The sequence below is a fragment of the Stenotrophomonas sp. YJH_SMC_133 genome (assembly GCF_059370655.1).
The window spans coordinates 147,796-173,581 of record NZ_JCAFTW010000003.1 but is presented as its reverse complement, the minus strand read 5'-3'; the positions used below and the strand labels follow the sequence as shown (position 1 = coordinate 173,581).

31 protein-coding genes are annotated in these 25,786 nt (G+C 67.3%); 10 read left to right on the top strand and 21 right to left on the bottom strand.

Annotation, left to right across the window (positions count from 1 at the left end):
* The first annotated feature begins 17 nt into the window (after nucleotides 1-17).
* A complete protein-coding gene (locus AC5P78_RS05285) occupies nucleotides 18-1,001 on the top strand; it encodes an aldo/keto reductase (protein WP_005412488.1) in 984 nt (327 codons plus the stop codon).
* A gap of 47 nt (nucleotides 1,002-1,048) precedes the next feature.
* Here AC5P78_RS05285 and AC5P78_RS05280 read toward each other — a convergent pair whose 3' ends face one another.
* Entirely contained in the window at nucleotides 1,049-1,948 is a 900-nt protein-coding gene (locus AC5P78_RS05280; protein ID WP_043033641.1) for a LysR family transcriptional regulator, read from the bottom strand.
* Between the two features lie 472 nt (nucleotides 1,949-2,420).
* Here AC5P78_RS05280 and AC5P78_RS05275 point away from each other — a divergent pair, with 472 nt between their 5' ends.
* Nucleotides 2,421-2,633, top strand: coding sequence for a DUF4287 domain-containing protein (locus tag AC5P78_RS05275; protein WP_060381059.1), 213 nt, complete (start codon nucleotides 2,421-2,423; stop codon nucleotides 2,631-2,633).
* A 110-nt stretch (nucleotides 2,634-2,743) separates the two neighbouring features.
* Nucleotides 2,744-3,451 (top strand): YitT family protein, encoded by a 708-nt coding sequence (locus AC5P78_RS05270; RefSeq protein WP_014036228.1) that lies wholly within the window; start codon nucleotides 2,744-2,746, stop codon nucleotides 3,449-3,451.
* Nucleotides 3,452-3,534: 83 nt separating this feature from the next.
* Here the strand turns inward: AC5P78_RS05270 and AC5P78_RS05265 are convergent, their stop codons facing one another.
* Nucleotides 3,535-4,080 (bottom strand): DNA-3-methyladenine glycosylase I, encoded by a 546-nt coding sequence (locus tag AC5P78_RS05265; protein WP_060380162.1) that lies wholly within the window; start codon nucleotides 4,078-4,080, stop codon nucleotides 3,535-3,537.
* The gene (locus AC5P78_RS05260) at nucleotides 4,077-5,864 is read right to left on the bottom strand and encodes a DUF4153 domain-containing protein (protein ID WP_201861896.1); all 1,788 of its coding nucleotides are present in this window, start codon (nucleotides 5,862-5,864) and stop codon (nucleotides 4,077-4,079) included. Before AC5P78_RS05260 ends, AC5P78_RS05265 begins: the two co-directional genes overlap by 4 nt.
* A gap of 91 nt (nucleotides 5,865-5,955) precedes the next feature.
* Here AC5P78_RS05260 and AC5P78_RS05255 point away from each other — a divergent pair, with 91 nt between their 5' ends.
* The 4 genes from AC5P78_RS05255 (at nucleotide 5,956) to AC5P78_RS05240 (ending at nucleotide 8,764) form a co-directional block, all read left to right on the top strand.
* Nucleotides 5,956-6,522: a YqgE/AlgH family protein gene (locus AC5P78_RS05255; RefSeq protein WP_062606624.1), complete on the top strand. Its 567-nt coding sequence runs from the start codon at nucleotides 5,956-5,958 to the stop codon at nucleotides 6,520-6,522.
* Entirely contained in the window at nucleotides 6,515-7,009 is a 495-nt protein-coding gene (ruvX, locus tag AC5P78_RS05250) for a Holliday junction resolvase RuvX (protein ID WP_005408378.1), read from the top strand. Before AC5P78_RS05255 ends, ruvX begins: the two co-directional genes overlap by 8 nt.
* Nucleotides 7,010-7,024: 15 nt before the next feature.
* Nucleotides 7,025-7,975 carry an aspartate carbamoyltransferase catalytic subunit gene (locus AC5P78_RS05245; protein WP_088431363.1) on the top strand — a complete coding sequence of 317 codons (951 nt, stop codon included), beginning with the start codon at nucleotides 7,025-7,027 and terminating at the stop codon, nucleotides 7,973-7,975.
* Nucleotides 7,976-8,272: 297 nt separating this feature from the next.
* Nucleotides 8,273-8,764 carry an REP-associated tyrosine transposase gene (locus AC5P78_RS05240; protein ID WP_235643291.1) on the top strand — a complete coding sequence of 164 codons (492 nt, stop codon included), beginning with the start codon at nucleotides 8,273-8,275 and terminating at the stop codon, nucleotides 8,762-8,764.
* Between the two features lie 120 nt (nucleotides 8,765-8,884).
* On the opposite strand, the gene AC5P78_RS05235 is transcribed toward AC5P78_RS05240, so the two are convergent.
* The 16 genes from AC5P78_RS05235 to AC5P78_RS05160 all read right to left on the bottom strand — a co-directional run bounded on the left by AC5P78_RS05235 (nucleotide 8,885) and on the right by AC5P78_RS05160 (nucleotide 22,243).
* On the bottom strand, nucleotides 8,885-9,682 hold the full coding sequence (locus AC5P78_RS05235; RefSeq protein ID WP_043034206.1) for a carboxylesterase family protein: 798 nt from the start codon (nucleotides 9,680-9,682) through the stop codon (nucleotides 8,885-8,887).
* Between the two features lie 70 nt (nucleotides 9,683-9,752).
* Nucleotides 9,753-10,019, bottom strand: coding sequence for a hypothetical protein (locus AC5P78_RS05230; RefSeq protein ID WP_043034205.1), 267 nt, complete (start codon nucleotides 10,017-10,019; stop codon nucleotides 9,753-9,755).
* Between the two features lie 62 nt (nucleotides 10,020-10,081).
* On the bottom strand, nucleotides 10,082-11,443 hold the full coding sequence (mgtE, locus tag AC5P78_RS05225; RefSeq protein ID WP_005408383.1) for a magnesium transporter: 1,362 nt from the start codon (nucleotides 11,441-11,443) through the stop codon (nucleotides 10,082-10,084).
* Nucleotides 11,444-11,671: 228 nt separating this feature from the next.
* The gene (gene ptsP / locus AC5P78_RS05220) at nucleotides 11,672-13,441 is read right to left on the bottom strand and encodes a phosphoenolpyruvate--protein phosphotransferase (protein ID WP_012479341.1); all 1,770 of its coding nucleotides are present in this window, start codon (nucleotides 13,439-13,441) and stop codon (nucleotides 11,672-11,674) included.
* Nucleotides 13,442-13,443: 2 nt separating this feature from the next.
* Nucleotides 13,444-13,713 carry an HPr family phosphocarrier protein gene (locus tag AC5P78_RS05215; protein ID WP_005408385.1) on the bottom strand — a complete coding sequence of 90 codons (270 nt, stop codon included), beginning with the start codon at nucleotides 13,711-13,713 and terminating at the stop codon, nucleotides 13,444-13,446.
* Nucleotides 13,706-14,098, bottom strand: coding sequence for a PTS sugar transporter subunit IIA (locus AC5P78_RS05210; RefSeq protein WP_005408386.1), 393 nt, complete (start codon nucleotides 14,096-14,098; stop codon nucleotides 13,706-13,708). The genes AC5P78_RS05215 and AC5P78_RS05210 overlap by 8 nt, the downstream gene beginning before the upstream one ends.
* 412 nt (nucleotides 14,099-14,510) lie before the next feature.
* Nucleotides 14,511-15,395 carry an RNase adapter RapZ gene (rapZ, locus tag AC5P78_RS05205; protein WP_049459989.1) on the bottom strand — a complete coding sequence of 295 codons (885 nt, stop codon included), beginning with the start codon at nucleotides 15,393-15,395 and terminating at the stop codon, nucleotides 14,511-14,513.
* Nucleotides 15,396-15,422: 27 nt separating this feature from the next.
* Nucleotides 15,423-16,373, bottom strand: coding sequence for an HPr(Ser) kinase/phosphatase (gene hprK / locus AC5P78_RS05200; protein ID WP_005408388.1), 951 nt, complete (start codon nucleotides 16,371-16,373; stop codon nucleotides 15,423-15,425).
* On the bottom strand, nucleotides 16,370-16,822 hold the full coding sequence (locus AC5P78_RS05195; RefSeq protein ID WP_005408389.1) for a PTS sugar transporter subunit IIA: 453 nt from the start codon (nucleotides 16,820-16,822) through the stop codon (nucleotides 16,370-16,372). Before AC5P78_RS05195 ends, hprK begins: the two co-directional genes overlap by 4 nt.
* 21 nt (nucleotides 16,823-16,843) lie before the next feature.
* A complete protein-coding gene (gene hpf, locus AC5P78_RS05190; RefSeq protein WP_004147311.1) occupies nucleotides 16,844-17,161 on the bottom strand; it encodes a ribosome hibernation-promoting factor, HPF/YfiA family in 318 nt (105 codons plus the stop codon).
* Between the two features lie 58 nt (nucleotides 17,162-17,219).
* Nucleotides 17,220-18,641 carry an RNA polymerase factor sigma-54 gene (locus AC5P78_RS05185; RefSeq protein WP_012479344.1) on the bottom strand — a complete coding sequence of 474 codons (1,422 nt, stop codon included), beginning with the start codon at nucleotides 18,639-18,641 and terminating at the stop codon, nucleotides 17,220-17,222.
* Between the two features lie 39 nt (nucleotides 18,642-18,680).
* Complete coding sequence (gene lptB / locus AC5P78_RS05180; RefSeq protein ID WP_005408391.1) at nucleotides 18,681-19,400, bottom strand: LPS export ABC transporter ATP-binding protein; 720 nt, start codon at nucleotides 19,398-19,400, stop codon at nucleotides 18,681-18,683.
* Nucleotides 19,400-19,951: a lipopolysaccharide transport periplasmic protein LptA gene (gene lptA, locus AC5P78_RS05175; RefSeq protein WP_005408392.1), complete on the bottom strand. Its 552-nt coding sequence runs from the start codon at nucleotides 19,949-19,951 to the stop codon at nucleotides 19,400-19,402. The genes lptB and lptA overlap by 1 nt, the downstream gene beginning before the upstream one ends.
* A gap of 103 nt (nucleotides 19,952-20,054) precedes the next feature.
* Nucleotides 20,055-20,630 (bottom strand): LPS export ABC transporter periplasmic protein LptC, encoded by a 576-nt coding sequence (lptC, locus tag AC5P78_RS05170; protein ID WP_012479345.1) that lies wholly within the window; start codon nucleotides 20,628-20,630, stop codon nucleotides 20,055-20,057.
* Complete coding sequence (locus AC5P78_RS05165) at nucleotides 20,627-21,175, bottom strand: KdsC family phosphatase (RefSeq protein WP_012479346.1); 549 nt, start codon at nucleotides 21,173-21,175, stop codon at nucleotides 20,627-20,629. The genes lptC and AC5P78_RS05165 overlap by 4 nt, the downstream gene beginning before the upstream one ends.
* 66 nt (nucleotides 21,176-21,241) lie before the next feature.
* The gene (locus AC5P78_RS05160; RefSeq protein ID WP_049459900.1) at nucleotides 21,242-22,243 is read right to left on the bottom strand and encodes a KpsF/GutQ family sugar-phosphate isomerase; all 1,002 of its coding nucleotides are present in this window, start codon (nucleotides 22,241-22,243) and stop codon (nucleotides 21,242-21,244) included.
* A 54-nt stretch (nucleotides 22,244-22,297) separates the two neighbouring features.
* Between AC5P78_RS05160 and AC5P78_RS05155 the strand changes: the two genes are divergently transcribed.
* From AC5P78_RS05155 to AC5P78_RS05145, 3 genes are read left to right on the top strand one after another with little or no spacing between them, the layout of a single operon-like run.
* Nucleotides 22,298-22,528, top strand: coding sequence for a BolA family protein (locus AC5P78_RS05155; protein WP_005408396.1), 231 nt, complete (start codon nucleotides 22,298-22,300; stop codon nucleotides 22,526-22,528).
* A gap of 21 nt (nucleotides 22,529-22,549) precedes the next feature.
* On the top strand, nucleotides 22,550-23,821 hold the full coding sequence (murA, locus tag AC5P78_RS05150; protein ID WP_049459899.1) for a UDP-N-acetylglucosamine 1-carboxyvinyltransferase: 1,272 nt from the start codon (nucleotides 22,550-22,552) through the stop codon (nucleotides 23,819-23,821).
* The gene (locus tag AC5P78_RS05145) at nucleotides 23,818-24,144 is read left to right on the top strand and encodes a hypothetical protein (protein WP_049459898.1); all 327 of its coding nucleotides are present in this window, start codon (nucleotides 23,818-23,820) and stop codon (nucleotides 24,142-24,144) included. The genes murA and AC5P78_RS05145 overlap by 4 nt, the downstream gene beginning before the upstream one ends.
* 113 nt (nucleotides 24,145-24,257) lie before the next feature.
* Here the strand turns inward: AC5P78_RS05145 and AC5P78_RS05140 are convergent, their stop codons facing one another.
* A complete protein-coding gene (locus tag AC5P78_RS05140) occupies nucleotides 24,258-24,941 on the bottom strand; it encodes a DUF3108 domain-containing protein (RefSeq protein WP_323157107.1) in 684 nt (227 codons plus the stop codon).
* A 2-nt stretch (nucleotides 24,942-24,943) separates the two neighbouring features.
* On the bottom strand, nucleotides 24,944-25,765 hold the full coding sequence (locus AC5P78_RS05135) for a DUF3108 domain-containing protein (protein WP_076739869.1): 822 nt from the start codon (nucleotides 25,763-25,765) through the stop codon (nucleotides 24,944-24,946).
* Nucleotides 25,766-25,786: the final 21 nt, after the last annotated feature.

The window sequence follows — 25,786 nt, the reverse complement described above, 5'->3', positions numbered from 1 at the left end:
CCCTCTGGAGCACCACGATGCAGACACGTGAACTCGGCCGCAGCGGCCTGAAGGTTTCCGCCCTGGGCCTGGGCTGCATGGGCCTGACCCATGCCTATGGCCAGCCGGTCGAGCGCAGCCAGGGCATCGCCCTGCTGCACGCTGCCGTTGAACGCGGCGTGACCTTCTTCGACACCGCCGAAGTGTACGGCCCGTACACCAATGAAGACCTGCTCGGCGAGGCCCTGGCGCCTTACCGCGACAAACTGGTGATCGCCACCAAGTTCGGTTTCAAGGACGCGCGCACCGATACCGGCCTGGACAGCCGCCCCGAGAACATCCGCGCCGTGGCCGAAGCCAGTCTCAAGCGCCTGCGCACCGACCATATCGACCTGTTCTACCAGCACCGTGTCGACCCGAACGTGCCGATCGAGGACGTGGCCGGCACCGTGCGCGACCTGATCGCCGAGGGCAAGGTCGGCCACTTCGGCCTGTCCGAGGCCAGCGCCACCACCGTGCGCCGTGCGCACGCGGTGCAGCCGGTGGCTGCCGTGCAGAGCGAGTATTCGCTGTGGTGGCGTGAACCGGAGCGCGAACTGCTGCCGGCCCTGCAGGAACTGGGCATCGGCTTCGTGCCGTTCAGTCCGCTCGGCCGTGGCTTCCTGACCGGTGCGATCAACGCCGACACCACCTTCGACGCCAACGATTTCCGCAACAGCGTGCCGCGCTTCGAAGTGGAAGCCCGCCGCGCCAACCAGGCGCTGGTGGATCGCATCAGTACGATTGCTGCAGCACGCGGCGCGACCCCGGCGCAGGTGGCGCTGGCCTGGCTGCTGGCGCAGGCGCCGTGGATCGTGCCGATTCCGGGCACCACCAAGATCCACCGCCTGGAAGAGAACCTGGGTGCGGCTGACCTGCAGCTGGCGCCGGAGGAACTGCAGCGCATCGCGCAGGCGCTGGATGAAGTGTCGATCGTCGGTGAGCGCTACAACGCCCAGCGTGCGGCCCAGGCCAAGGGCTGATCACCGGGTGCGGACCGAGGTGGGTGCGGACCGTTGGTCCGCACACCTCATCCAGCCATCGGCCCGCGCAGCGCATCCAGCACCGTGCGCATCGCCACGGTGACGTGGCGGCGCGACGGGTAGTACGCGTAGTAGCCATCGAAGTGCGGGCACCAGTCGTCCAGCACCGACTGCAGGCGGCCATCGTCCAGCATCGGCTGCACCTGGTCTTCCGGCAGCCAGGCCAGTCCGCTGCCGGCCAGCGCAGCGGCGCGGGTCATGCCCATGGTGTTGAAGGTCCACTGGCCGCTCACGCGCACGCTCAGTTCGTTGCCGTCCTGGCCGAAATCCCACGGCATCAGCCCGCCATGCGTGGGCAGGCGCAGGGTCACGCAGTTGTGGCCTGCCAGCTCGTCCGGATGGCGTGGGACCACGTGCTGGCGGAAGTAGCTGGGTGCACCGACCACGCGCATGCGCAGCGGCGGGCTGATCGGCACGGCGACCATGTCGCGCGCCAGGCGTTCGCCGAGGCGGATGCCGATGTCGTAGCGCTCGGCCACGATGTCGGCCAGCCCATAGTCGGCGGCCAGTTCCACCTTCAAATCCGGATACTGCTGCAGCAGCGGCGCCAGCCGTGGCCACGCGATGTACTCGGCGGCATGGCCGGTGGCATTGATGCGGATGGTGCCGGCCGGGCGTTCACGGTATTCGGCCAGCGCGGCCAGTCCGTCCTCGATCTCGGCCAGGCGCGGGCCCAGGGTGTCGAGCAGGCGGGCACCGGCTTCGGTGGTGGACACGCTGCGGGTGGTGCGGGTCAGCAGGCGCACGCCCAGGCGCTGTTCCAGGCCGCGCATGGCATGGCTGAGCGCGGACTGGGACACGCCCAGCTGGGCGGCGGCCTTGGTGAAGCTGCCCTCGCGGGCAACGTGGACGAAGGCCTGCAGGTCGTTGAGGTTTTCGCGGGGCATGACGGGATGATACGGCCGGGCTGCGCCCGGCACTTGCCGAATCAACGTCAACGGCAACGTCAAAAGCTGGCTTCCCGTGGGAGGCGAGGTGGCTCAGGTTGCGGGGGACGGCGCAAGTCCCCCTCCGGGGCCCGGCCCAGCCGCTGGCGGCTGTGCGTTCGGGCGCTTGCGAAGCAGTGCTTCGCAAGCAAAGCGCCCTCACCCATGAAGCTCGGTCGCGCTTGCTCGTGTGCGCTGTCCTGCGCACACGGCAAGACCGGGGCTGGGCATCCTGCCCAACCCGCCCGAGGCATGCCTCGGGCCCACGGCGCTCACGCCCCCGCAACCTGAGCCACCCCGCCTTCGACAATTTCCCGCTGCTGTTGGTGGGTGCCGACCGTTGGTCGGCACGGGATCCGGCCCCACGACGTGAGGGTGTGTCGATTTCAGGGACTGTGGTTCGTCGAATGAATGACTTCAACGGGAGCTGCACATGAGCATTGACACCAAGCCGAAAGGCCCGGCCTCGTATTTCCCCTCCATCGAGAAGACCTACGGGCAGCCGGTGGCGCACTGGTTCGGGCTGCTGGCCGGGAAGAAGGGCCTGAAACACATGGAATTGGTCAGCTTCCTGAAAAGTGAGCATGGGCTGGGCCATGGCCATGCCAACGCGCTGGTGGCGCACCATCTGGCCGGCAAGGGCTGAGCAGCGGCGGGCCGGAGATAGCGCGGGGCGCATTCAGCTGAACGATTTCATCTGCAACTGTCATGCAGATCGTGTCTAATACCGCTCCCCACCTGCTGTTCCCCACCCGTATGTCCCTTCCCTCCCATGGCCCCGCGCCGTGCGACGACGCTGACGGCCACCTGGTCACCGCCGGTCCGCTGACCCCGCCGCCCGACAGCGCCGGCACCACCGCCGACGAAAAAGCGCTGCGCCACTCGATCGCCGAGGACGTGCAAGGCATGGTGCTGGCCACGATGGTGGCCTCGCTGGGCCTGGCCATCTTCGCCAAGGGCGGGCTGATGATCGGCGGCATGGCGGGCATGGCCTTCCTGCTGCACTACGCGATGGGCTGGAACTTCGGCCTGGTGTTCGTGCTGGTCAACCTGCCGTTCTACTGGGTGGCGCTGCGGCGCATGGGTTGGGAATTCACCCTGAAGACCTTCGCTGCGGTCACCGCCTGTGGCGTGTTGACCGACCTGCTGCCGCGCTGGATCGACTTCTCGCACATCAACCCGCTGTATTCGGCGATCGTCGGCGGTGCGTTGTCCGGCCTGGGCATCCTGTTCTTCATCCGCCATCGTGCCAGTCTCGGCGGCATCGGCATCCTGGCGGTGTACCTGCAGCGCACCCGCGGCTGGAGCGCGGGCAAGGTGCAGATGTCCTACGACGCCTGCCTGATGGTGGCCGCGTTCTTCGTGTTGTCGCCGTCGAAGGTGCTGTACTCGGCCATCGGCGCGGTGGTGCTCAGCCTGGTGCTGATGTTCAACCACCGCCCCGGCCGCTACATGGGCGTGTGACCGTTCAACGGGGTTGCCGGCCAGCGGCCGGCACTACCGGAACCCACGCGTGATGACGCCGGGCCATGCCCGGCGGATATCCATCAGCGGGCGGCGGCCTGCAACCACGGCGGCGACAGCGTCAGCAGCCGCGCATGCACCGGGCAGTCCTCGGCATGCGCACCGGGCAGGTAGCCCAGGCTCATCAGGAACTCGCCGGTGATCTCGCCGCCGGTGAAGCGGAAGGTCTTCTTGAACAACTTCACCCAGTCGGCCTTGCTGCGCGGGTGGTGCGCATCCAGCCACGACGCGAAGCTGCCGTGGCTGGCCCGCAGCTGCTGGATCACCTGTGCGTTGTGGATCGCCGCCAGCACCTTCAGCCGGTTGCGGATGACGCCCGCGTCCGACAGCAGGCGCTCGATGTCCTGCTCGGCGTACGCCGCCACGCGGTCCACATCGAAGCCGTCATAGGCCGTGCGGAAGCCCTCGCGCTTCTTCAGGATCGTTTCCCAGCTCAGGCCGGCCTGGTTGATCTCCAGCACCAGCCGTTCGAACAGCTCGCGCTCGTCACGCTGCGGAAAGCCGTATTCGTTGGCGTGGTAGTAGTCGTGCACCGGATGGCCCGGGGCGATGAGGCAGTAGCCGCTCATGGGGATGGCTCGTTGGATTCGGGTTCGGGATCGATGGCCAGCGCAGGGTGCCCGCCAATGGACAGCATCGGCCAGCGCGGTGGCACGAGCGTGAGTTTGCCGTCACGCAGGGCCTGGTTGATCGTCTCGGCTTGGCCGCTGACGGTGCCGAACAGCGAACCGGCCCGGCGCCAGTGGGCATCCCTGCCACGTGCGTACAGCACGCAGTCCGGCCCACGGTGGGTGTACAGCTCGCACAGCAGCACTTCGCCAGTGCCATCGCCGTCCAGGTCGCGATGCACGATCAGGCAGTCGCGCTCGCTCTGGGCGCAGGATTCGCCATCGATCGCGCGCGTGGCCAGTGCCTGCCACCAATCGTCCGGTGGCGAGCTGGATCCCTTGGCCAGCTTCAACGCGCGCTGCAGGGCGACGACGTCCTGCGGCCCCTTGTCGAGGCGGTGGCCGTCATCCCAGCGCGAGGTACGTGCCAGCGCGGCAGCGATCACCTGTGGCGCGTTGGCATCGGCGGTGATGGCTGGATCACGCTGCAGCTCGCGCAGCGCCCGCACGCCGCGGTGGCCAAGATCGAAGCGCAGCACGTTGACGTCACTGCTGGTGATTGCAGGCGGGTCCGCACGCAGGCGCGCCAACTGGCTGGACAGGGCCAGCCGCACCGGGTCCAGCAGCGGCGAGTTGCCCAGCAATGCCAGTGCCAGCACCGCCCAGCACATCCAGCGGTTGACCGGCTCCAGCATCTGCAACCAGCGGCGCTGCCGGCGCAGCACCGCCAGCGCGTAGCCCGCGGCATAGCCGGCCACGGCCACTGCGACGAGTACCGCCCAGAACCGGTCCACGGTCCAGCCGTACTGCACCACGCGCAGGCCCAGTGCATACAGGGCCAACGCCGCGTAGACCGGCAGTGCCAGCAGGCTGGCCTCAACCAGCCGGCGCAGCAGCAGCGGGTAGGGGGCGCTGTCTTCCCCCTGCTGGTAGACCGCATTGGTGAACGTCACCAGCAGCAGCGACAGCACCAGCAGCAGGCCGGCGGCCGAGCGGGTCTTCCACAATGGTTCCAGCCCGGTAAGCGGCAGGCTCAGCACGAACAATACGGCGATGAACGAGAGCAGTGGCAACAGCCCACGGCAGATCGCGAACAGCACCTGGCGGGTGATCTGGATGGCGCGGTGCTGGGTGCGCCCGATCAGTACGCCGAACCCGGCCAGGCTGCCGGTGGCCAGTGCGATGAACGCGTCCTGCCGGAACAGGTCGCGGAAGACGGTCACGTCGAGCAGCTGGAACAGCGCCGACCACAGCCACAACAGCAGCCAGGTCAGCCCGGTGAACAGTGCCGCCAGGGCCAGGGTCAGACCATTCTGCCAGGCGCGCTCGAACAGCTCGGGGTAACTGGCACGCCAGTGCCCGTGCTGCAGCTGGAACTGCCACCAGGGCAGGACCACGAACACCGCAACGGCCATGCCCAGGGTCAACGGAAGCTGCAACGCGCCCGATTCCAGTGCGGTCTCGCCATTGAGGTTCCAGCCGATCCAGGCGGCCAGCGCCAGCACCACCGTCGAGCCGAGCACGGCCTGCAGCCACAGGCGGCGCTGGCCCAGCTCCACCAGGCTCAGCGCCACCGCGCTGGGAATGGCCAGCACCCAGGCGTACCAGCAGTAGCGCCAGCCGATATCGCGGAACGGCCACGCGTCGGACAGTTCCTGCGCGGCATACAGCATCAGGCCCTGCAGCAGGGCAAGCAGGACGATGGCGCTGCGTGCCGGCAGGGTCAGGGGCGTTGAAGACTGCATCGATGGCCTTCCATGGCAAAGCACCATCCTAGCCCATCGCAGTTCGACGCCATCGCGCGACCATCCCGCCCCCAGCAGGTAGAATAGGACCATGCCTGTAACGCCGACCTCCCTTGCCGATCACCTGCTCGTCGCGCTGCCGTCGCTGCTCGACGCGACCTTCGCCCGCAGCGTCGCGCTGATCTGCCAGCACGACGAGAACGGGGCGATGGGCGTGCTGGTCAACCAGCCTTCCGAGTACACGCTGGGTGAAGTGCTTGCACAGATGGACATCACCACCGGTGATGGCGACCTGCAGGCGCGCATGGTGCTCAACGGCGGCCCGGTGCATCCCGAGCGCGGCTTCGTCATCCATGACGACGCGCGGGCGTGGGATTCCAGCCTGACCGTGGGCGACGGCCTGTACCTGACCACCTCGCGCGACATCCTCGAAGCGATGGCGCGCGGCGAAGGCCCGGCCAATGCCGTGGTCACCCTCGGCTGTGCCGGTTGGGGCGCAGGGCAGCTGGAAAGCGAGCTGTCCGAGAACAGCTGGCTGACCGTGCCGGCCGATGCCGAGCTGGTGTTCCAGATGCCGCTGGAGCAGCGCTGGCAGGGTGCGGCCTCGCGCATCGGCGTGGACCTGTTCCGGCTGACCGACTACAGTGGCCATGTCTGAGCCCATCACGCCCGCGCCGGATTCTGCTGCCCCGGCGATCCGCCGTGATGGCACCGTTCTGGGTTTCGATGTCGGCTCGCGACGGATCGGCGTGGCCATCGGCAGTGCCTTCGCCGCGCATGCGCGCGCGGTGGCCGTGGTCGATGTGCACGGCAACGGCCCGGACTGGACCGCGATCGAACGCCTGCTCAAGGAATGGAAGCCCGACGGCCTGGTGGTCGGCGACCCGCTGACCCTGGACGGCCAGGACCAGCCCAACCGCAAGCGCGCGCAGGGCTTCGCCCGCCAGCTGCGGGAGCGCTTCAAGCTGCCGGTGGTGATGATCGACGAGCGTTCCAGCTCGGTCGAGGCCGCACGCCGCTTCGCCGTCGAGCGCGCCGAAGGGCGCAAGCGCCGCCGTGATGCGGCTGCCCTCGATGCCGTCGCCGCAGCGGTGATCATCGATCGCTGGCTGTCGTCGCCGGACGACGCCACCCCCATTCCCTGACTGCCCGACACCGCCATGACCGCCCAGCAAATCGATGCCTCCGGACGCCTGCGCCACCTGCTGACCCTGGAGGGCCTGCCGCGCGAAACGCTGCTTCAGCTGCTCGACCGCGCAGGGCAGATCCGCGATGCCGCAGTCGGCCGCGTCGGCAACAAGCGCCAGGTGCTGGCCGGTTCGGCGGTGTGCACGCTGTTCTTCGAACCGTCCACGCGCACCCGCAGTTCGTTCCAGCTGGCCGCGCAGCGGCTGGGGGCGGACGTGCTGAATTTCGACGCCTCGACCTCCTCTACCCGCAAGGGTGAGACCGCCTGCGACACGCTGCGCAACCTGGAAGCGATGGGCGTGCGCGGCTTCGTGGTGCGCCACCCCGATGACGGCGCCGTGGCCGCACTGGCCGATGCGGCAGGCGAGGGCACCGCGCTGATCAATGCCGGTGACGGCCGCAGTTCGCACCCGACCCAGGGCCTGCTGGACATGCTGACCCTGCGCCAGGCCAAGGGCCCGGATTTCTCGAAGCTGAAAGTCGTGATCGTCGGCGACGTGAAGCACTCGCGCGTGGCCCGCACGGACCTGCATGCGCTGCGCACGCTGGGCGTGGGCGAGATCCGCGTGTGTGGCCCGCAGTCGCTGCTGCCGGACGACGAGACCCTGAAGGGCTGCGTGGTCGGCGATGATTTCGACGCGATGCTGGAAGGCGTCGATGCGCTGATGATGCTGCGCCTGCAGCGCGAGCGCATGGAAGAAGGCCTGGTACCGTCGCTGGAGCAGTACCACGCGCAGTACGGCCTGACCAGCGAACGCCTGGCGCGCGCGGGCAAGGATGCCGCGGTGCTGCACCCGGGCCCGATCAACCGCGGCGTGGAAGTGACCGACGAGGTGGCCGACGGCCCGCAGTCGTGGGTGCTGCGCCAGGTCGCCAACGGCGTCGCCGTGCGCATGGCCGTGCTGGAAACCCTGCTGGGCTGACCTGCCCTGGTGGGTGCCGACCGTTGGTCGGCACGGTTGATCTGTCCTCATCCGATCCGGTGGGTGCCGACCGTTGGTGGGCACGGTTGATCTGTCCTTATCCGATCCGGTGGGTGCCGACCGTTGGTCGGCACGGTTGATCTGTCCTTATCCGATCCGGTGGGTGCCGACCGTTGGTCGGCACTGAACCGTCAGTGCGGTGAAGTGCGGGCCTAGCCATTGAATGGTTCCGGGCCTACCTGTACTGACGTGATTGCCCGATAGAACCGGAGTAGCGGCAGGCGCACGCTTGGGCCCATGAGCCGCGCACGCCTACGCCTTGGCCGCCATTCCCGGATCGGACAATCCTACATCCTGACCACCGTCATCCAGGAGCGTCGACGCTACTTCGATGATGCCACTGCGGCACAGGAGGTGATGGATGTGTTCCGTCGCATTGATGCTGAGGGCCTGACGCACTCACTTGCCTATGTGGTCATGCCGGACCACATCCATTGGCTTGTGGAGATCCGTGCGTTCTCGCTGGACTACATCATGCAACGCTTCAAATCGAGCAGTGCATTGCGGATCAACCGCATGCCGGGTAGGACAGGACCATTCTGGCAATCGAGCTATCACGATCACGCCATTCGTTCTGAAGAATCACTGTTTCGCCATGCGATGTACATCGTCGCCAACCCGGTCAGGGCGAACTTGGCGAGCTGCGTGGGAGAGTATCCGTATGCCTGGTGCCGATGGGAGATCGATGAGAGGTACCAGGCAATGGATTACCCCGAAGCGGAGAGGTAGTGCCGACCAACGGTCGGCACCCACCCATACCCAAGCCGGCCAACGGTCGGCACCCACCAATACCCAAGCCGACCAACGGTAGGCATCCACCAACAGGTGTTTCCCAGCAGAAGCTGCGGTTCAGCGCTTCTGCGCGAACAGCCATTCCCACATTGCCGGGTCGGCGTAGGTGGCGTCCCAGGCATTGTGGTTGCCTTCCGGGTATTCGGTGTAGCGCACGTCGCGTGCGGCGGCGCGCTGGAATGCGGCATGCAGTCTGCGGTCGTCGTCCGGCGGCACCACGTCATCCAGTGCGCCGTGGAAGATCCAGATCGGCGTGTGCTGCAGGCGCTGGGCAATCACCGCGTACGGGTCCGCTTCGTGCGCGACCTGCTCGACGAACAGGGTCGGGCGTACCGCACGCGGGGCGAGCACCGCGCCGCACACGGGGACGATCGCGGCAAAGCGGCGTGGGTCATCCAATGCGATGTTCCAGCTGCCATAGCCGCCCATCGACATGCCGGTCAGGTATTGCCGCGCCGGGTCGGCGCCGAATTCGGCGATCGTCGCGTCCAGCGCGGCCACTGCCGCACGGTTGTTGCGGCCGCTCCATTCCTCGTGGCCCGGCACCTGTGGGAACACCACCAGGGCGGGGAAATCGGGATGCGCGCGCAGGTAAGGCCCCAGCCCGGCGTGGGTCTGCTTGACGCCATCGGCGCCGCGCTCGCCCGAGCCGTGCAGGAACAGGACGACCGGAAGGTGGGTGGGAGCGGCGGCCGGCACGCCGGCCGGAATGAACACCTGGTAGTAAGCCGTTTGCCCGTCCACCTTCACCGCACGTGCTTCGAAGCGGCCACGCGCGCTGTCCGGCAGCGAAGTGCAACCGCTCATCATCAGAAGGGCCAGCAGTGGCAGCCAGCGCGACAGCAAACGGACCATGGGATTTTCCGAAGCGGCGAGATCGCCTGCATCGTAGTCCGCCGACGTCGGCCCGGCATCGTGCGCCGCGTCACTGCGGGCGCGGGAAGCTGGCGATGATCTCCAACTGCTCCTGTGCCTCGGCATTGCCTTCGGCGGCGGCGGCCTGCACCTGCGCAATGTCCGGGTGCAGGACCACCAGCAGTGGGTTCTCGCAGACCGGGCAGTCGTACTCGGTGGCGTCCTCGTCCAGCTCCATCTCCATGGCACGCGAGCTGCCCTTCCATTCGCAGGCCGGGCAGGTGTGCTGCTGGTCGCGCCAGCCGGACTGGAAGTAGTTTTCGATTGTCGTTGCCATGGGGGGATCCAGTTGGGATCGGGTCAGAGCGCCGCGCAGCGGGGATCCGACCGTCGAGATGGTCAGTGCAGGAGCACCAGGGTGGCCAGGCCGAGGAAGGTGAAGAAGCCCATCGAATCGGTCACGGCGGTCAGGAAGATGCCGCTGGCCAGCGCCGGGTCGAAGCCGAAGCGTTTCAGCGTCAACGGCACCAGCACGCCGGCCAACGCAGCAAACAACAGGTTGCAGGTCAACGCGATGGCGATCACTGCCGACAACCCGGGCGAGTGGAACCAGGCGAGCACGATCAGGCCCAGCACCGAACCCAGCATCACGCCGTTCAACAGCGCGACCCGAACTTCCTTCCACAGCAGGGTGCGGGCGTTGGAGGCGCCCACCTGGCCCAGCGCCAGGCCGCGCACCATCAGTGCCAGCACCTGGGTACCGGCGTTGCCGCCGAGGCCGGCGACGATCGGCATCAGCACCGCCAGCGCCACCAGTTTGTCGATGGTGCCTTCGAAGTGGCCGACCACGCTGGAGGCCAGGAAGGCCGTGCACAGGTTCACCGACAGCCACATCAGGCGGCGGCGCATCGCGCGCCAGACCGGGCTGAACAGATCTTCGTCCTCGTCCAGACCGGCGGCGCCCAGCGCCTGGTGCTCGGCCTGGCCGCGGATGATGTCGACCACGTCATCGATGGTGATGCGACCGATCAGGATGTTGTTGTCATCCACCACTGGCGCGGAGATCCAGTCATGGTCGGAGAACTGGCGGGCGACTTCCTGGTCGCTCTCGCCGACGTCGATGGCTGGCTGCTCGTCGTCGATCAGGCGATTGATCGGGGTGGTGTCCTCGTGGGTCACCAGTGCCGCCAGCGACACGCGGCCGAGGTACTGATGGCGGCGGCTGACCACGAACAGGTGGTCGGTGTGGTCGGGCAGTTCACCGCGCAGGCGCAGGTAGCGCAGCACGACGTCGACATTGACGTCGGCGCGCACGGTCACCACGTCCGGATTCATCAGGCGACCGGCGCTGTCCTCGGGATAGGACAGGACCTGTTCCAGGCGCTCGCGGTTCTCGCGGTCCATCGACTTGAGGACTTCGTCGATGACCGTGTCCGGCAGGTCTTCGACCAGGTCGGCCAGATCGTCGATGTCCAGGTCTTCGACCGCGGCGATGATCTCGTCCGGGTCCATGTCCGCGAGCAGGCTTTCGCGCACGTCGTCGCCGACGTGGACCAGCACCTCGCCGTCGTCTTCCGGATCAACCAGTCCCCACACCACCTCGCGCTTGCCCGGCGGCAACGATTCGAGCAGATTGCCGATCTCGGCCGGGGCCAGGGTGTTGACCAGGCGACGCACCGGGCCCAGCCGGCCGCTGTCCAGTGCATCGGACAGCATCCGCAGTTGGCGCGCAGTCTTGTCGTGGCGTACAGCTTCAGCCATCGCAGCTCCCGCGGGGATAAGAAAAGCCGCGATCCCGGCAAGGATGCGGCAACAGGGGTGTTCAGCGCGTCATTATCGCAAGGCGATGTTTCAACGCATAGCCGCCGGGTGGCGGGAGTGCCGGCCGCTGGCCGGCAACGTATTGGCCTTCAACGAGACGGGGTCAGATCCCTTTTCCCGCGGAAAAGGATCTGACCCCAGGCGTGCATGCCCGGCGAGCGGGGGGTATCAGGCCGTTTCGGCCACCAGTGCCAGCCAGCGTTCGATCGCGCGGCGGTCGCGCGCGGCCAGCAGCTTCGGTGCGCGCGCGCGCAGCATGGCCAGGTCGGCCTCGCGGACCGCGCGGCGTACTTCCAGCAGCGTGCCCGGGTGCAGGCTGAACTCGGTCAGGCCCAGTGCCAGCAGCAGTGGGGTCATCCGCGCATCGCCGGCCATCTCGCCACAGACCGCCACCGGGATGCGGTGGCGCGCGCCGGTCTCGATCACCATCTGCAGCAGCCGCAGCACCGCCGGGTGCAACGGCGAATACAGCTCGCCCAGTGCTTCATTGTTGCGGTCGGCCGCCAGCAGGTACTGCACCAGGTCATTGGTGCCGATCGACAGGAAATCGACCAGGTCGATGAAGCTCTCCAGCGCCAGCGCCGCAGCAGGGACTTCGATCATCGCGCCCAGTGGCACGTGGTCGGACACCATGTGGCCTTCGCCGCGCAGCTGTTCGGTCAGCTTGAGCATGCGGCGGCGCACTGCCAGCAGTTCCTCCCGGGTGCTGACCATCGGCACCAGCACCCGCAGCTTGCCGTAGGCCGAGGCGCGCAGGATCGCGCGCAGCTGGGTGTCGGCTACCTTCGGCCGTGCCAGCGACAGGCGTACGCCGCGAAGGCCGAGCGCCGGGTTTTCTTCGTTGCTCAGGGTCAAGCCGGTGCGGTCGGCCTTGTCCGCGCCCAGATCGAGCGTGCGGATGGTCACCGGTCGCCCGCTCATGCCCAGCGCGGCATCGCGGTAGGTCTGGAACTGCTCTTCTTCGTCCGGCAGCTCATTGCGCTGCAGGAACAGGAATTCGGTGCGGTACAGGCCCAGCCCCTGCGCGCCCAGCGCATGCGCCTGGGTCACGTCTTCCAGCGATTCGGCATTGGCCAGCAGGGCGATGTCGACCTGGTCGCGGGTACGGCTGGGTTTGCTGCGCAGGCGGCCGAGCTCGCGCTGCTCGCGCGCATGCTCTTTCAGCCGTACGCGGTAGTCCCGCAGGTTGTCGGCCTGCGGGTTGGCGGTGATGCTGCCGTCGGCGCCATCGATGATCAGCACATCGCCATCGGCGATGCGGCTGAGCAGCTGCGGCACGTTGACGATCAGTGGCAGGTGCAGGCTGCGTGCCAGGATCGCGCTGTGCGACAGCGCGCTGCCGGCGGCGGTGACGATGCCGACCACGCCTTGCGCCTGCAGCTGTGCCAGTTCGGAGGGCGCGATGTTGTCGCAGACCAGGATCTCGCCGGCCAGGCCTTTCACCGCTGGCGGGCGTTCGGGCTGCAGGAAGGCATGGATGCGGCCGATCACATGGTCGAGGTCGTCCATGCGGCTCTTCAGGTAAGCATCGTCCATGCCGTCGAAGACCTTGGCCAGGCGGTCGCGCTGCAGGCGCAACGCATAGCCGGCACTGTACGGTCCGCTGCGGATCAGTTCGTCCAGCCCATACAGCAGCTCGGGATCGTCCAGCAGCAGCGCATGCAGGTCGAGGAACTCACCCACTTCCTGGTTCAGCGCTCCATGCAGGCGCTGGCGCAGCTCGTGCATCTCCGTGCGTGCGGCATCCAGCGCACGGTGCAGGCGGGCCAGTTCGGCCTCGACCTGGTTGGCGGCAACGCGCTGCTCGGCCACTTCCAATGCATGCGGCAGGCGCACGCGGGCGCGCCCCATTGCCGTGCCGCGGGCGGCACCATGGCCGGCCAGCAGCAGTACCGGCCGTTGGCCGGAAGGGGGCTGGCCGGCGCGTGCGCGTGGCACGCTCAGCTGTCCTCGTCGAAACGGCGTTCGAACAGGCCGACCACCGCCTCCATCGCGGCGGCTTCGTCCTCGCCGTTGATGCGCACGGTGACCGGGGTGCCCTGGCCGGCGGCCAGCAGCATCACGCCCATGATGCTCTTGGCGTTGATCTCACGGCCCTTGGCGGCCATGGTCACGTTGCAGCGGAACGGCGCCAGGGTCTGCACCAGCTTGGCGGTGGCCCGGGCGTGCAGGCCCAGGCGGTTGCTCACGGTGAGTTCTCGTTCAAGCATCGTCGACTATCGCTCCATTACGGGTACCCGCCGCGGCTGTGGCGGGCAGTTGATCCAGTCCCTGTTCCGGATAATTCATCACCCGCAGCAACATCGGCAGGCTCAGCGCCGACACCCGGCGAACCGGGGTCCCCAGCCGGGCCAGCTGCCCGGCAAGGTTGGCAGGGCTGGCGCCGTACAGGTCGGTCAGGATCAGCACACCATCACCCCCGTCAACCCGCCGCAGGGCGGCCGAGGCGAGCGGGAGCAGGGCGTCCAGGTCTGCGTCGAACGGTACTTCGAAAGCTTCGGTTTTCAGCGGCAACTGCCGCAGGAGCCGGGTCGCCACGTCAAGCAGGGCGGTCCCGACCCCAGGATGTGTTACGAGGAGAATGCCACAGGTCATTACTGCACGTTAACAGGTCAAGGTGAATTGGCGATAGCAGCAGGAGAGGGGCACTGTGTCCCGTATTCAGCGTTGCTCGGGTCGGGGCCCTTTTTCATTGAAAAAGGGATCCGACCCCATGCGTTTTTCGATGCCTGGCAGCGATTCATCCACGCATGGCGTGGATCCATCGTGTCGACCAAGGTCGACACCTACCAACAGCGCACGGAATCTGTCAGAGGCGGGGCGGTGTGGGTAGGCAGGACCGTTGGCGCCATGGATGGCGCCATCGAGCCCCCATGGACGGGTTCACGGCGTGTCATGCCTACCCACACCGCCCCGCCATCCCACGGAATGCCGCTTCTGCTGTTGCTGTTGCCGGCCAGCGGCCGGCACTACCGGCGGGTGCCGGGCGCAGCCCGGCCGCCCCCCCTCAATCCTGTTCGCGGTGGTACGTCGCCACGTCTTCCCAGCCCATCTCGCGGGCATGCCGGGCCAGACGCTCGGCCAGGAACACCGACCGGTGCTTGCCGCCGGTGCAGCCGAACGCCACGGTCACATAGCTGCGGGTGCCATCACTCAGCTTCGGCAGCCAGGTATCGAGGAAGTCCATCAGCTGGGCCAGGTAGCGCTGCACGTCCGGCTGCGCTTCCAGATAGTCGCGTACACCCGGTTCGCGACCGCTGAGCGCGCGCAGGTCCGGGTCCCAGTGCGGATTGGGCAGCACCCGCGCATCGAACACGAAGTCCGCCTCGGCCGGCACGCCGCGCTTGTAGGCGAACGATTCGAACAGCAGCGACAGGCCGGTGGCATGGTCCATCGTGAACTCGGTGATGATCCGCCGCCGCAGCTGATGCACGTTGAGGCTGCTGGTGTCGATCACCGCATCGGCCTCGCGGCGCAGCGGTGCGGTCAACTCGCGTTCGCGGGCGATGGCTTCAGGCAGCGACAGGCCCAGCTGGCTCAGCGGATGGCGGCGGCGGGTGTCGGCGTAGCGCTTGAGCACGGCCTCGTCGCTGGCCTCGAAGAACAGCACCTTCACGTCCACGCCGGCGTCGGCCGCCAGCTGCCGCCAGTCGCCCAGCTGGCTCAGGTCGGCCTGGCCGCGAACGTCGATGCCTACGGCCAGACGCCGTGGTGCGCTGCCGTCGTGGTTGGCCAGCAGGCTGCGCACGAAGTCGGGGAGCAGATTGATCGGCAGGTTGTCCGAGCAGTAGTAATCCTGGTCCTCGAAGGTCTTCAGGGCGACGGATTTACCCGAGCCGGACAGGCCACTGACGATGATCAGGGTCGGGGCGGAGGGGGTGACGGTGCTCATGGACAGGCTCTTCGAAGGGCAGGGAAATCAGGGTGTTCGCCGTTCCAGCAGGTTGCTGTGGCGGGCGATGAACATGGCTGCCGGGTCGATGCCCTTGGTGCGCAGGATGTGCAGGCGGGTGGCCGCCTCGGTCAGCACGGCCAGGTTGCGGCCGGGCATCACCGGCAGGGTGATCAGCGGTACGTCCAGGTCCAGCACATGGCGGGTGCCCGAATCGCCGGTCAGGCGCTCGTAGCCATGCGGGGTGGGTTCGGTCATCGGCTTGGTCAGGTGGACGATCAGCCGAAGGTACTTGTTCTTCTTTACAGCCGTGTCGCCGAACATCTCGCGCACGTTCAACACGCCCAGGCCGCGCACTTCCAGCAGGTCCTGCAGCAGTTCGGGACAGGTGCCATCGAGTACATCGGGCGCGATCTGGGTGAATTCGGGGGCATCGTCGGCCACCAGGCGATGGCCACGGCTGAGCAGTTCCAGCGCCAGTTCGCTCTTGCCGGATCCCGCTTCGCCGGTGATCAGCACGCCGATGGAGTAGATCTCCATGAACACGCCGTGCAGGATCACCCGCGGCGCCAGCGTACGCGCCAGGTGGTAGGACAGGTGGTTGAGCAGTTCGTGGCCACGCTTGGGCGACAGCCACAGCGGCGTGCCGGATTCGTCCGCGGCAGCGCGCAGGTCTTCCGGGCAGGCCTGGTTGCGGGTCAGCACCAGCGCCAGCGGGTGCGACTGCATGATCTTTTCGATGGTCTCCCAACGCTGGCGCGGTTCCAGCGCATCCAGCCAGGACAGTTCCTCGGTGCCCAGGATCTGCACCTTGTTGGGGTAGATCGCATTGAGATAGCCGGCCAGCGACGGACGCCGCGAGACCGTGTTGCCGGCCTCCAGCTCGCGCTTCTCGCCGGACTTGCCGGCAGCCCAACGCAGCCCCAGCCGCTCGCGCTGCTGTTCGAACAGTTCACGGGCGGTGATGCTGGTATTCATGCGGCACTCGCAGGTGGGGTCATGTCCAGCGCCTCGCGCAGCGCCCGGGCATCGCCCGCTTCGCGCAGGGCCTGGCGGATGTCCGGCGCCGAGAACAGCTCGGCCAGCTCGGACAGCAGCATCAGGTGCTGGTGGGTGTAGTGGGCGGGGACGGCCATCGCGAACACCAGGTCCACCGGCTCCTCGCCACCGAAATCGACCGGGGTGGCCAACCGCAGCAGGGCGCCGCGGGGGCGGTCCAGGGTTGGCGCGCGGCCGTGGGGAATGGCGATGCCGTGGCCGATGGCGGTGCTGCCCAGCGCTTCGCGCTGGCACAGGTTCAGATAGATCTGTTCGGCGTTGGCCTGGCGGCAGGCCAGCAACCCGGCGGCGGCCTGCAGGACGCTGTCACGGTCGGTGGCCGTGCAGAGCTGGGTCTGCACGGCCGCCAGGAGGTCAGTCAGGGGCATGTCTGCGGGGAACGGTGGCGATCAGCCACCATTGTCGCCCACCGGCAGCGGTGCGTGCTGCTGTTTTTTCTCCTTGTGCTTGATCACCAGACGGTCAAGCTTGTCCGCAAGCAGGTCGATCGCGGCATACATGGTCTGGGCATTGGCCTCGGCGTGCAGGGTCTGGCCGGGAATGTTGAGGCTGGCGTCGACGTGGTGTTCGGTCTTCTGCAGCTTGAGGGTCACCCGCGCTTCGCAGTGCTGGTCGAAGTGCTTTCCGATCCGGGCCAGCTTCTCCTCAACATAGGACTGCAGGGCCGGGGTGACTTCGACATCTTTGCCAAACGTTTCGATGCGCATCGGGTTTCTCCTGTGTTCGGATGTGCCAATGAACCTCTCCGCCGGGCGCGGCGGCGCGTCAAGCGATTCTGACCCTTTCGTGCGAGGCGGAAATGTTCATGGCTTCACGATACTTCGCCACGGTGCGTCGCGCTACTGGAATTCCCGACGATTTGAGCAGGTCAGCCAGCTTGGCGTCAGAAAGCGGCTTGCGCGGGTTCTCGTCGTCGATCAGGCGCCGGATCATCGCCTGGATGGCGGTGCTGGACGCCTCGCCACCGCTCTCGGTATCGATGCCCGAGGCGAAGAAGGCGCGCAGCGGCAGGGTGCCTCGCGGGGTACGCACGTGCTTGCGGGCGATCGCGCGCGAGACCGTGGATTCGTGCAGGCCGAGCTCGGCGGCGATCTCGCGCAGGGTCAGTGGACGCAGCGCCTGCTCGCCGAATTCGAGGAAGCCGGCCTGCTGCAGGATCAGGCTGCGCACGACGCGCAGCAGGGTGTCACCACGCTGCTGCAGCCCTTTCAGCAGCCAGCGCGCTTCCTGCAGCTGGGCACGCAGGTAGCCGGCATCGGCGTCGCCACAACGTCGGATCAGCTGTTCGTAGCCGCGGTGGATCACCACCTTCGGCCCGGCATGCGCGGCCAGCGCTGCGCGCCATACGCCGTTCTGCCGCCACACCACCACATCCGGCACCACATAGGTGTCCTGCGACAGCGGCGCGATCTGCGTGCCCGGGCGCGGGTCCAGCGAACGCAGCAGCGCCACGGCAGTCTCGACCTCGTCCAGCGGCAGCTTCAACTCATGGGCGAGCCCGGCGACGCCGCTGCGCGGCAAACGTTCCAGGGGTCCTGCGGCAATCTGTCGCGCCAGCAGCAGGCCGGGCGTGTCGCCGGCCAGCACATCCAGCTGCAGCAGCAGGCATTCGCCCAGCGTGCGTGCAGCCACACCCACCGGATCGAAGCGCTGGATGCGATGCAGCACGGCGAGGATCTCGTCCTCGTCGGCGTGGATCGCCGGCAACAGGGTTTCAGCGATGGTGGCCAGCGGCTCGCGCAGGTAACCATCGTCGTCCAGTGCATCGATCAGTGCGGCACCGATGCTGCGATCACGCGAGGACAGATGCGACAGATGCAGCTGCCACAGCAGATGGTCGGCCAGTGTTTCGGTTTCGGCTACGCGCTCGGCAGCGCTGCCGTTGTCGTCGTCATCATCGAAGCTGCCACCGCTGCCGGTCGTCGTCCAGTCCAGTTCGGTCGGCGCCCAGTCGTCGCCCTCATCGCTGCGCTCTGCAGGCGCTTCGTTGTCGTTGCCATCGCTGCCTTCGTTGGCGGCGCTGCTGTCGTTGCTGTCGGCCCAGTCCAGCAGTGGGTTGCTTTCCACTGCCTGCGCGATCTCCAGCTCCAGTTCGGTGGCCGACATCTGCAGCAGCTTGATCGCCTGCTGCAACTGGGGCGTGAGCACCAGTTGCTGTCCCAACGATGTCTGCAGCCGAGTCTTCATGCCTGTGCCGAAAGGAAGGAAAGGGACCCGGCGACTGCTTCACAGCTTGAAGGAATCCCCGAGGTAGACGCGGCGTACATCGGCGTTGTCCAGGATCGCCTCCGGCGAACCCTGGGCCAGCACGCTGCCCTCGGCGAGGATATACGCGCGGTCGCAGATACCCAAGGTCTCGCGCACGTTGTGGTCGGTGATCAGTACGCCGATGCCACGCTGCTTGAGGTGGGTGACGATGCGCTGGATCTCGCCGACCGAAATCGGGTCGACACCGGCGAACGGTTCGTCGAGCAGGATCAGGCGCGGTTGTGCGGCCAGTGCGCGGGCGATCTCGCAGCGGCGGCGTTCGCCACCGGACAGGCTGGCGCCGAGCTGGTCGGCGACATGGCCCAGCTGCAGTTCGTCGAGCAGGCCGTTCAATTCGCGCTCGCGGCCGGCCGAGTCCAGGTCCTCGCGCAGTTCCAGCACCAGGCGGATGTTGTCGGCCACGGTAAGCTTGCGGAACACCGACGGTTCCTGCGGCAGGTAGCCCACCCCCTGCTTGGCGCGGGTGTACATCGGGTCGCCGGTGATGTCCTTGCCGTCGAGCACGATGCTGCCGGCATCGGCGGCCACCAGACCGACGATCATGTAGAAACAGGTGGTCTTGCCGGCACCGTTGGGGCCGAGCAGGCCGACCACTTCACCCGCATCGAGGGTCAGCCCGAAGTCCTTGACCACTTCGCGCTGCTTGTACTTTTTGCGCAGGCCCTTGGCGACGAGCATTACTTCCTGCTCCCGGCCGGCTGTGCCGGCGTGGTGGCCTTGGGCTGTGCCGCAGGCGCGGCCGGGGTCTTGTTCTTCGGCGGGATGACGGTACGCACGCGGCTGCCGTCACCACCGGAGTTCATCTCGCCGGTGCGGGTGTTGTAGACCATGCGCTGGCCGGCATTGGTGCCGCGCGCGCTGGTGACCTTGTAGTTGCCGGTCAGGGTGATGATCTCGGTCTTGATGTCGTAGTCGATGCGATCAGCCAGCGCATCCATCCAGGTGCCGTCATCAAGCTGCTGCTTCATCTTGGCCTGCTTGCCGGTGAACACCACGCGCACGGCCTCGCCGTCCTTGAGGTAGATCTCGGCCTCGGACGAACGCAGGTCCAGCGTGCCCTGGGTGATGATCACGCCCTGCGACAGCACGGTCTTGCCGTCGCCGGTGAGCATGCCGGACTGGGCGCCGGAATCGATGTGCATGTCTTCGTTGCGGTCGGTGGACTTGGCGAAGGCGGCGCTGGGGACAAGAAGACCGAGCGCGAGTACGGCGGCAAAGGGAATCTTCATCGGGGTCCGTTCTACCGGTGGGGGCCTGCCGGGCGGGCCGGGGGCGGAGGGTGGGGCTGCCGGCCCTGCGCCTGTCCGGAGACGTCGCGGGCTGGCGGCGGAATCAGCGTCTGGGCGTGTAACGGCCCTTGGACTGGCTGAGGAAATGATACGTGTTGTTCTTCGAATCCACTTCGAAGCCGACGCCGGACTGTTCCATGCCCGGGCGGGTCATGGTCACCAGGGCGTCGGTACGGGCGCGGTTCTCCTTCGGGAACACGTCCAGGTGGTCGGTGCGGAAGGTGGTCGGCACCACGCCCGGGCCCGCCGGGCTGTCGCCGGCAACCTTGCCGCGCAGCTTCATCTCGTCGCCCTTGGCGCTGAGCCAGCCGGTCTCGGCACGCAGCGTCCAGTGCTTGCCATCCTTGTCCGGCATCTCGAACAGCGGGGTGGCGATGTTGATGGTCTGGTCGCCGCGCTGGCGCTCCAGCCGCGGTGCGCGCAGGGTGGTCGATTCCTTGCCGTGCTCATCCAGGGCAACGATCTGGAAGTCATGCAGGATGTAATCCACGCCGATTTCCTGGCCCCCCGTGGCTGGACCCTTGTCGCGGTTGCGCAGCGCCGCCCAGCTGCTCAGCAGGGCGGCCAGCAGCAGGCTGATGCCGAGCACGGTGCGCCAGTTCAAGGTGGGCAGGTTCATGCGCCAAACCTCGCCAGCACCGCATCCGTGCGGCCCTGGGCGGCCAGCAGGATGTCGCACAGCTCGCGCGCGGCGCCACGGCCACCCTCGGCGCGGGTCTGCCAATGCACGCGTTCGGCGATCCACGGATGGGCATTGGCCGGGGCCACCGCAAGGCCGACCGCACCCAGCGGCGCCAGATCGGGCAGGTCATCGCCCATGAACGCCACCTGTTCCAGGCCGATCCCGTGCTGCGCACACAGCGCCTGCACGCTGGCCAGCTTGTCGCCCACGGCGATCTGGGTGTCGATGCCGAGGTCGGCGCCGCGCTTGAGCGCGGACTGGCTGTTGCGCGCGGTGATCAGCACGGGGTGGATACCGTGCTGCTGCAGCAGTTTCAGGCCCAGGCCATCCTGCACGAAGTACGCCTTGCTCTCGTTGCCGTCCTTGTCGTAGTACAGCCGACCGTCGGTGAGGGTGCCGTCCACGTCGAAGCAGGCCAGGCGGATCTGGGCCGCAGCGGCATGCAGGTGGGCGGGGAAGGCGGGCAGGGGGGACCAGGGCATCAGGGCGGCAGGCTCGTTATGGGCGGGTGCAGCGTTACAGACTGAATGGGGTCTACGGACTGTCGGTTAAACCACCCGGGCCCGCAACAGGTCATGAATGTTCAGCGCGCCAACCGCGCGGCCCTGGTCATCAACCACGATCAGGCCGGTGATCTTGTGGGTCTCCATCAGGCGGGCGGCCTCGACCGCCAGCTGGTCGGCGCCGATGGTGCGCGGGTTGCGGGTCATCACATCGGCGATCTTCGCCGTGCGCACGTCCAGCGCGCTGTCCAGCGCACGGCGCAGGTCGCCATCGGTGAACAGCCCGATCAGCACGCCGTCGGCGTCGACCACGGCGGTCATGCCCAGCCGCTTGCGGCTCATTTCCACCAGCGCCTCGCTGAGGCTGGCGTCGGCGCCCACGCTGGGCAGGTCGTCGCCGGTGTGCATGACGTCGGTGATGTGCAGCAGCAGGCGACGGCCGAGGCTGCCGGCCGGGTGCGAGCGGGCGAAGTCATCGGCGGTGAAGCCACGCGCGTCAAGCAGGGCCACGGCCAGCGCATCGCCCATCGCCAGCGAGGCAGTGGTGCTGGAGGTCGGCGCCAGCGCCAGCGGGCAGGCTTCGGCCGGCACGCTCACGTCCAGGTGGATGTCGGCGGCGGTGGCCAGGCTCGATTGCGGGCGGCCGGTCATGGAAATCAACACGTTGCCCTGGCGCTTGAGCACCGGCAGCAGCATCAGCACCTCGTCGGACTCGCCCGAATAGGACAGGGCCAGCACCACGTCGTCTTCGGTGATCATGCCCAGGTCACCATGGCCGGCTTCACCGGGGTGCACGTAGAACGCCGGCGTACCGGTGGACGCCAGGGTGGCGGCGATCTTGCGGGCGATGTGGCCGGACTTGCCCATGCCGGTGGCGACCACCCGCCCGCGGCTGGCCAGGATCGCCTGGCAGGCCTGCTGGAAGGCCTCGCCAAGGCGGTCGGCCACGGCATCCAGCGCCTGCCGCTCGATCTCGAACACGCGGCGGCCACTGGCAACCAGGCCGGCAGGGTCGACGGAACGGGGGGGCAACAGGGATTCGGCCATGCGGACGCCACGCAGCGGAAGTAGAATGGACCCACATTTTATTAGGAAAGCCCGTTGGACGCCGACACCATCCGCAATCTGATCGAAACCGGCCTGCCCGGCGCCCGCGCCGACGTGCAGGGCGACGATGGCGTGCATTTCGAAGCGACCGTGGTCTGCGAGGCCTTCGCCGGCAAGATGCCGCTGGCCCGCCACCGCATGGTGTATGCCACCCTGGGCGACCTGATGGGCGGCGCGATCCACGCGCTGGCGCTGAAAACCGTGACCCCGGCCGAAGCCGGCTGAACCGCAGAAGATCCCGAATACATGGCCAAGATCGTTGTGACCGGCGGCGCTGCGCTGCACGGTGAAGTGAGCATCTCCGGCGCCAAGAACGCCGTCCTCCCCATTCTCTGCGCGACCCTGCTGGCCGATGAGCCGGTGGAGATCACCAACGTGCCGCACCTGCACGACGTGGTCACCACGGTGAAGCTGCTGGGCGAGCTGGGCGCCAAGGTCACCATCGACCAGGGCACGCTGTCGCGCGGCAGCGCGATCGTGGTCGACCCGCGTCCGGTCAACCAGCACGTCGCACCGTATGAGCTGGTCAAGACCATGCGCGCCTCGATCCTGGTGCTGGGCCCGCTGCTGGCCCGCTTCGGCGCCGCCGAAGTGTCGCTGCCGGGCGGCTGCGCGATCGGCTCGCGACCGGTCGACCAGCACATCAAGGGCCTGCAGGCGCTGGGCGCCGAGATCGTGGTCGAGAACGGCTTCATCAAGGCCAGCGCCAAGCGCCTGAAGGGTGGCCACTTCACCTTCGACATGGTCAGCGTCACCGGCACCGAGAACGTGCTGATGGGCGCGGTGCTGGCTGAAGGCACCACCATCCTCGACAACTGCGCGATGGAACCGGAAGTGACCGACCTGGCGCACTGCCTGATCGCGCTGGGCGCGAAGATCGAAGGCCTGGGCACCGCCCGCCTGGTGATCGAGGGCGTCGAGCGCCTGTCCGGTGGCCGCCACGAAGTGCTGCCCGACCGCATCGAGACCGGCACCTTCCTGGTGGCCGCAGCGATGACCGGTGGCAAGGTCACGGTCAACCGTGCGCGCCCGAACACCATGGACGCGGTGCTGTCCAAGCTGGTCGAGGCCGGTGCGAAGATCGAGACCACCGACGACAGCATCACCCTGGACATGCAGGGCAGGCGGCCGAAGGCGGTCAACCTGACCACCGCGCCGTACCCGGCATTCCCGACCGACATGCAGGCGCAGTTCATGGCGCTCAACTGCGTGGCCGATGGCGTGGGCGTGATCAACGAAACGATCTTCGAGAACCGTTTCATGCACGTCAACGAACTGCTGCGCCTGGGCGCGGACATCCAGGTCGAAGGCCACACCGCCATCGTGCGTGGCAGCGAGCACCTGAGCGGCGCACCGGTGATGGCGACCGACCTGCGTGCGTCGGCCTCGCTGATCCTGGCCGGCCTGATGGCCAGCGGCGATACCACCATCGACCGCATCTACCACCTTGATCGTGGCTACGAGAACATCGAAGAGAAGCTGTCTTCACTCGGCGCCACCATCCGGCGCGTGCCATGATCCTGCGCGGCAAGTTCAGCCCGCGTCGCAAGGCGCTGCTGGCCCTGGTGCTGATCGTGCTGGCGTGGCTGGGCTATGCCTGGTACGCCAACATCGCCATCACCCAGGGCATCGAGCAGAAGGACATGGACTGGAACGGCGATGGTACGGTCTCGCGTGATGAAATCATCGAGTCGTTCTATGCGGTCGCAGTGAACGACAGCCAGGACGGCAACCGTCATTGCCGCACCTTCGTCTGGCGCAGCACCGGTGAGCAGATCCGCGTGGACTGCCGCACCGAGTTCAAGGCGGCCGAAGAGAAACCGGCCGAAGCGAAGAAATAAGAAAACGCCCGCGAAAGCGGGCGTTTTTTTGGGATACACGCATCCACGCATGGCGTGGATCTACTGGAACGTGAAGTAGATCCACGCCATGCGTGGATGACGTGGATCTCCAGTCAGTTCATCGCCTTGATGGTCAGGTCCAGCGCATCGCGGCCGCTCTCACGCTGCAGCATGCGCGCCGGCACCGGGAAGTCCGGCACGATCCAGGCGATCAGCTCCTTGTTGCCATCGGCGCGCGAGACCTTGGTCGCCTCATAACTCTTGCCGGCCACGGTGATCGATTCCTTGCCGATCACGCGGTAGGTCATGTTCTTGATCCGGCCTTCGTCCACCATGCGATAGGTCAGCGGCTTGCCGGCGGCCAGGTCACGGGCGATCGCCAGGTTGATCAGCAGCGCGTCCATGTCGCCTGCTTTCAGCGCGATGGGGCCCGCACGGTCCGGCTTGATGTCGCCGGTCCAGGTGGCCTGGTTGCTGGTCCAGTTGTAGTTGGCCTGCACGTTGCGCTTCTTCACCAGCAGTGCCGAACGGTCCTGGCTGCTGAGCGGGCGCAGCTGGCCACGCACTTCCTCGAACACCGTGCTCTGGCTGAGGTCGGCCAGCTGGTTCTTCACCTGCAGGCTGTAGCGCCATCTGTTGCTGCCTTCGCTGGCCAGGGTCATGGTGCCGTTGGCCTGCATGCCCATGTAGCTGGCCAGGTAATCCGCCTTGAACGGTTCCAGCGCCATGGCCGGCAGACTGGCCACGGTCAGGGCAGCGGCTGCGATCCAGGTGAGGGGGCGGGTCAGGGTATTCATGCTCAGACTCCTTGGTATTCGATCAGGCGCAGGTCGACGCGGTCTTCGCCGTCTTCGCGTTGCAGGATGCGCACCGGGGTGGGGACACCGTTGGCGATCCAGAGAATGGTTTCGCTTCTGCCACCGTTGGTCCGGTAGACCCGCAGCGCGTTGTAGGACAGGTCGCCGACCTCGACGTTCTCGGTCTGCGGCGCGGCCTGGTAGTCGTGTTCGCGGACCTTGCCCATGTCCACGTAGCGGTAATGCATGGTGGCGCCCGGACGCGCATCGCGCATGATCGCCAGGTTGATCAGCAGCGCGCTCTGGTCGCCGGCCCGCAGCGGAATCGGCTGCGCGCGCTCCTTCTTGACGTCGCCGGTCCATTGCGCGGTGCCGGCCTGCCAGTTGTAAGTGCCCACGGCCTTCTTGCCCAGGAACAGGCCCTTGCGCACCGTGCTCTGGCTGAGCGGTGCGTAGACGCCACTGCGCTCCTCGAACACCGTGCTCTGCTCGATATTCAGGCCGAGCACGCTGGCAAAGCCGCGGCGGCCGACCACCTGCATGTCCACGCGCCACTGGCTGCCGCCGGTGTGGGTGACCTGCATGCTGGCATCACCCGCTTCCTTGCCCTTGTAGAAGGCCTGGTAGGTGGCGGTGAACGGCTGCAGCGGCGGCGGCTCCCAGGCCAGTGCCGGCAACAGCGGCACACTGGGCTCGTTCGGTGGCAGCGCAGCGGGTGTGGGCGGCGGTGAAGCCGCAGGCGGCTGCGCCTGGCCCCAGCCCACAGCGGGAAGCACGGCAAGCGACAACAGCAGTGAAGTGGACAGCAGCGTCGTGGTCTTCATGGAGGACAGGAACCGCAGGAG

What these genes read in the sequence shown, in the direction of transcription:
- AC5P78_RS05285 (WP_005412488.1), top strand. Translation starts at nt 18, where the DNA reads ATGCAGACACGTGAACTCGGCCGCAGCGGCCTGAAGGTTTCCGCCCTG.
- AC5P78_RS05280 (WP_043033641.1), bottom strand. Translation starts at nt 1,948, where the DNA reads ATGCCCCGCGAAAACCTCAACGACCTGCAGGCCTTCGTCCACGTTGCC.
- AC5P78_RS05275 (WP_060381059.1), top strand. Translation starts at nt 2,421, where the DNA reads ATGAGCATTGACACCAAGCCGAAAGGCCCGGCCTCGTATTTCCCCTCC.
- AC5P78_RS05270 (WP_014036228.1), top strand. Translation starts at nt 2,744, where the DNA reads ATGTCCCTTCCCTCCCATGGCCCCGCGCCGTGCGACGACGCTGACGGC.
- AC5P78_RS05265 (WP_060380162.1), bottom strand. Translation starts at nt 4,080, where the DNA reads ATGAGCGGCTACTGCCTCATCGCCCCGGGCCATCCGGTGCACGACTAC.
- AC5P78_RS05260 (WP_201861896.1), bottom strand. Translation starts at nt 5,864, where the DNA reads ATGCAGTCTTCAACGCCCCTGACCCTGCCGGCACGCAGCGCCATCGTC.
- AC5P78_RS05255 (WP_062606624.1), top strand. Translation starts at nt 5,956, where the DNA reads ATGCCTGTAACGCCGACCTCCCTTGCCGATCACCTGCTCGTCGCGCTG.
- ruvX (WP_005408378.1), top strand. Translation starts at nt 6,515, where the DNA reads ATGTCTGAGCCCATCACGCCCGCGCCGGATTCTGCTGCCCCGGCGATC.
- AC5P78_RS05245 (WP_088431363.1), top strand. Translation starts at nt 7,025, where the DNA reads ATGACCGCCCAGCAAATCGATGCCTCCGGACGCCTGCGCCACCTGCTG.
- AC5P78_RS05240 (WP_235643291.1), top strand. Translation starts at nt 8,273, where the DNA reads ATGAGCCGCGCACGCCTACGCCTTGGCCGCCATTCCCGGATCGGACAA.
- AC5P78_RS05235 (WP_043034206.1), bottom strand. Translation starts at nt 9,682, where the DNA reads ATGGTCCGTTTGCTGTCGCGCTGGCTGCCACTGCTGGCCCTTCTGATG.
- AC5P78_RS05230 (WP_043034205.1), bottom strand. Translation starts at nt 10,019, where the DNA reads ATGGCAACGACAATCGAAAACTACTTCCAGTCCGGCTGGCGCGACCAG.
- mgtE (WP_005408383.1), bottom strand. Translation starts at nt 11,443, where the DNA reads ATGGCTGAAGCTGTACGCCACGACAAGACTGCGCGCCAACTGCGGATG.
- AC5P78_RS05215 (WP_005408385.1), bottom strand. Translation starts at nt 13,713, where the DNA reads ATGCTTGAACGAGAACTCACCGTGAGCAACCGCCTGGGCCTGCACGCC.
- AC5P78_RS05210 (WP_005408386.1), bottom strand. Translation starts at nt 14,098, where the DNA reads ATGACCTGTGGCATTCTCCTCGTAACACATCCTGGGGTCGGGACCGCC.
- rapZ (WP_049459989.1), bottom strand. Translation starts at nt 15,395, where the DNA reads ATGAGCACCGTCACCCCCTCCGCCCCGACCCTGATCATCGTCAGTGGC.
- hprK (WP_005408388.1), bottom strand. Translation starts at nt 16,373, where the DNA reads ATGAATACCAGCATCACCGCCCGTGAACTGTTCGAACAGCAGCGCGAG.
- AC5P78_RS05195 (WP_005408389.1), bottom strand. Translation starts at nt 16,822, where the DNA reads ATGCCCCTGACTGACCTCCTGGCGGCCGTGCAGACCCAGCTCTGCACG.
- hpf (WP_004147311.1), bottom strand. Translation starts at nt 17,161, where the DNA reads ATGCGCATCGAAACGTTTGGCAAAGATGTCGAAGTCACCCCGGCCCTG.
- AC5P78_RS05185 (WP_012479344.1), bottom strand. Translation starts at nt 18,641, where the DNA reads ATGAAGACTCGGCTGCAGACATCGTTGGGACAGCAACTGGTGCTCACG.
- lptB (WP_005408391.1), bottom strand. Translation starts at nt 19,400, where the DNA reads ATGCTCGTCGCCAAGGGCCTGCGCAAAAAGTACAAGCAGCGCGAAGTG.
- lptA (WP_005408392.1), bottom strand. Translation starts at nt 19,951, where the DNA reads ATGAAGATTCCCTTTGCCGCCGTACTCGCGCTCGGTCTTCTTGTCCCC.
- lptC (WP_012479345.1), bottom strand. Translation starts at nt 20,630, where the DNA reads ATGAACCTGCCCACCTTGAACTGGCGCACCGTGCTCGGCATCAGCCTG.
- AC5P78_RS05165 (WP_012479346.1), bottom strand. Translation starts at nt 21,175, where the DNA reads ATGCCCTGGTCCCCCCTGCCCGCCTTCCCCGCCCACCTGCATGCCGCT.
- AC5P78_RS05160 (WP_049459900.1), bottom strand. Translation starts at nt 22,243, where the DNA reads ATGGCCGAATCCCTGTTGCCCCCCCGTTCCGTCGACCCTGCCGGCCTG.
- murA (WP_049459899.1), top strand. Translation starts at nt 22,550, where the DNA reads ATGGCCAAGATCGTTGTGACCGGCGGCGCTGCGCTGCACGGTGAAGTG.
- AC5P78_RS05145 (WP_049459898.1), top strand. Translation starts at nt 23,818, where the DNA reads ATGATCCTGCGCGGCAAGTTCAGCCCGCGTCGCAAGGCGCTGCTGGCC.
- AC5P78_RS05140 (WP_323157107.1), bottom strand. Translation starts at nt 24,941, where the DNA reads ATGAATACCCTGACCCGCCCCCTCACCTGGATCGCAGCCGCTGCCCTG.
- AC5P78_RS05135 (WP_076739869.1), bottom strand. Translation starts at nt 25,765, where the DNA reads ATGAAGACCACGACGCTGCTGTCCACTTCACTGCTGTTGTCGCTTGCC.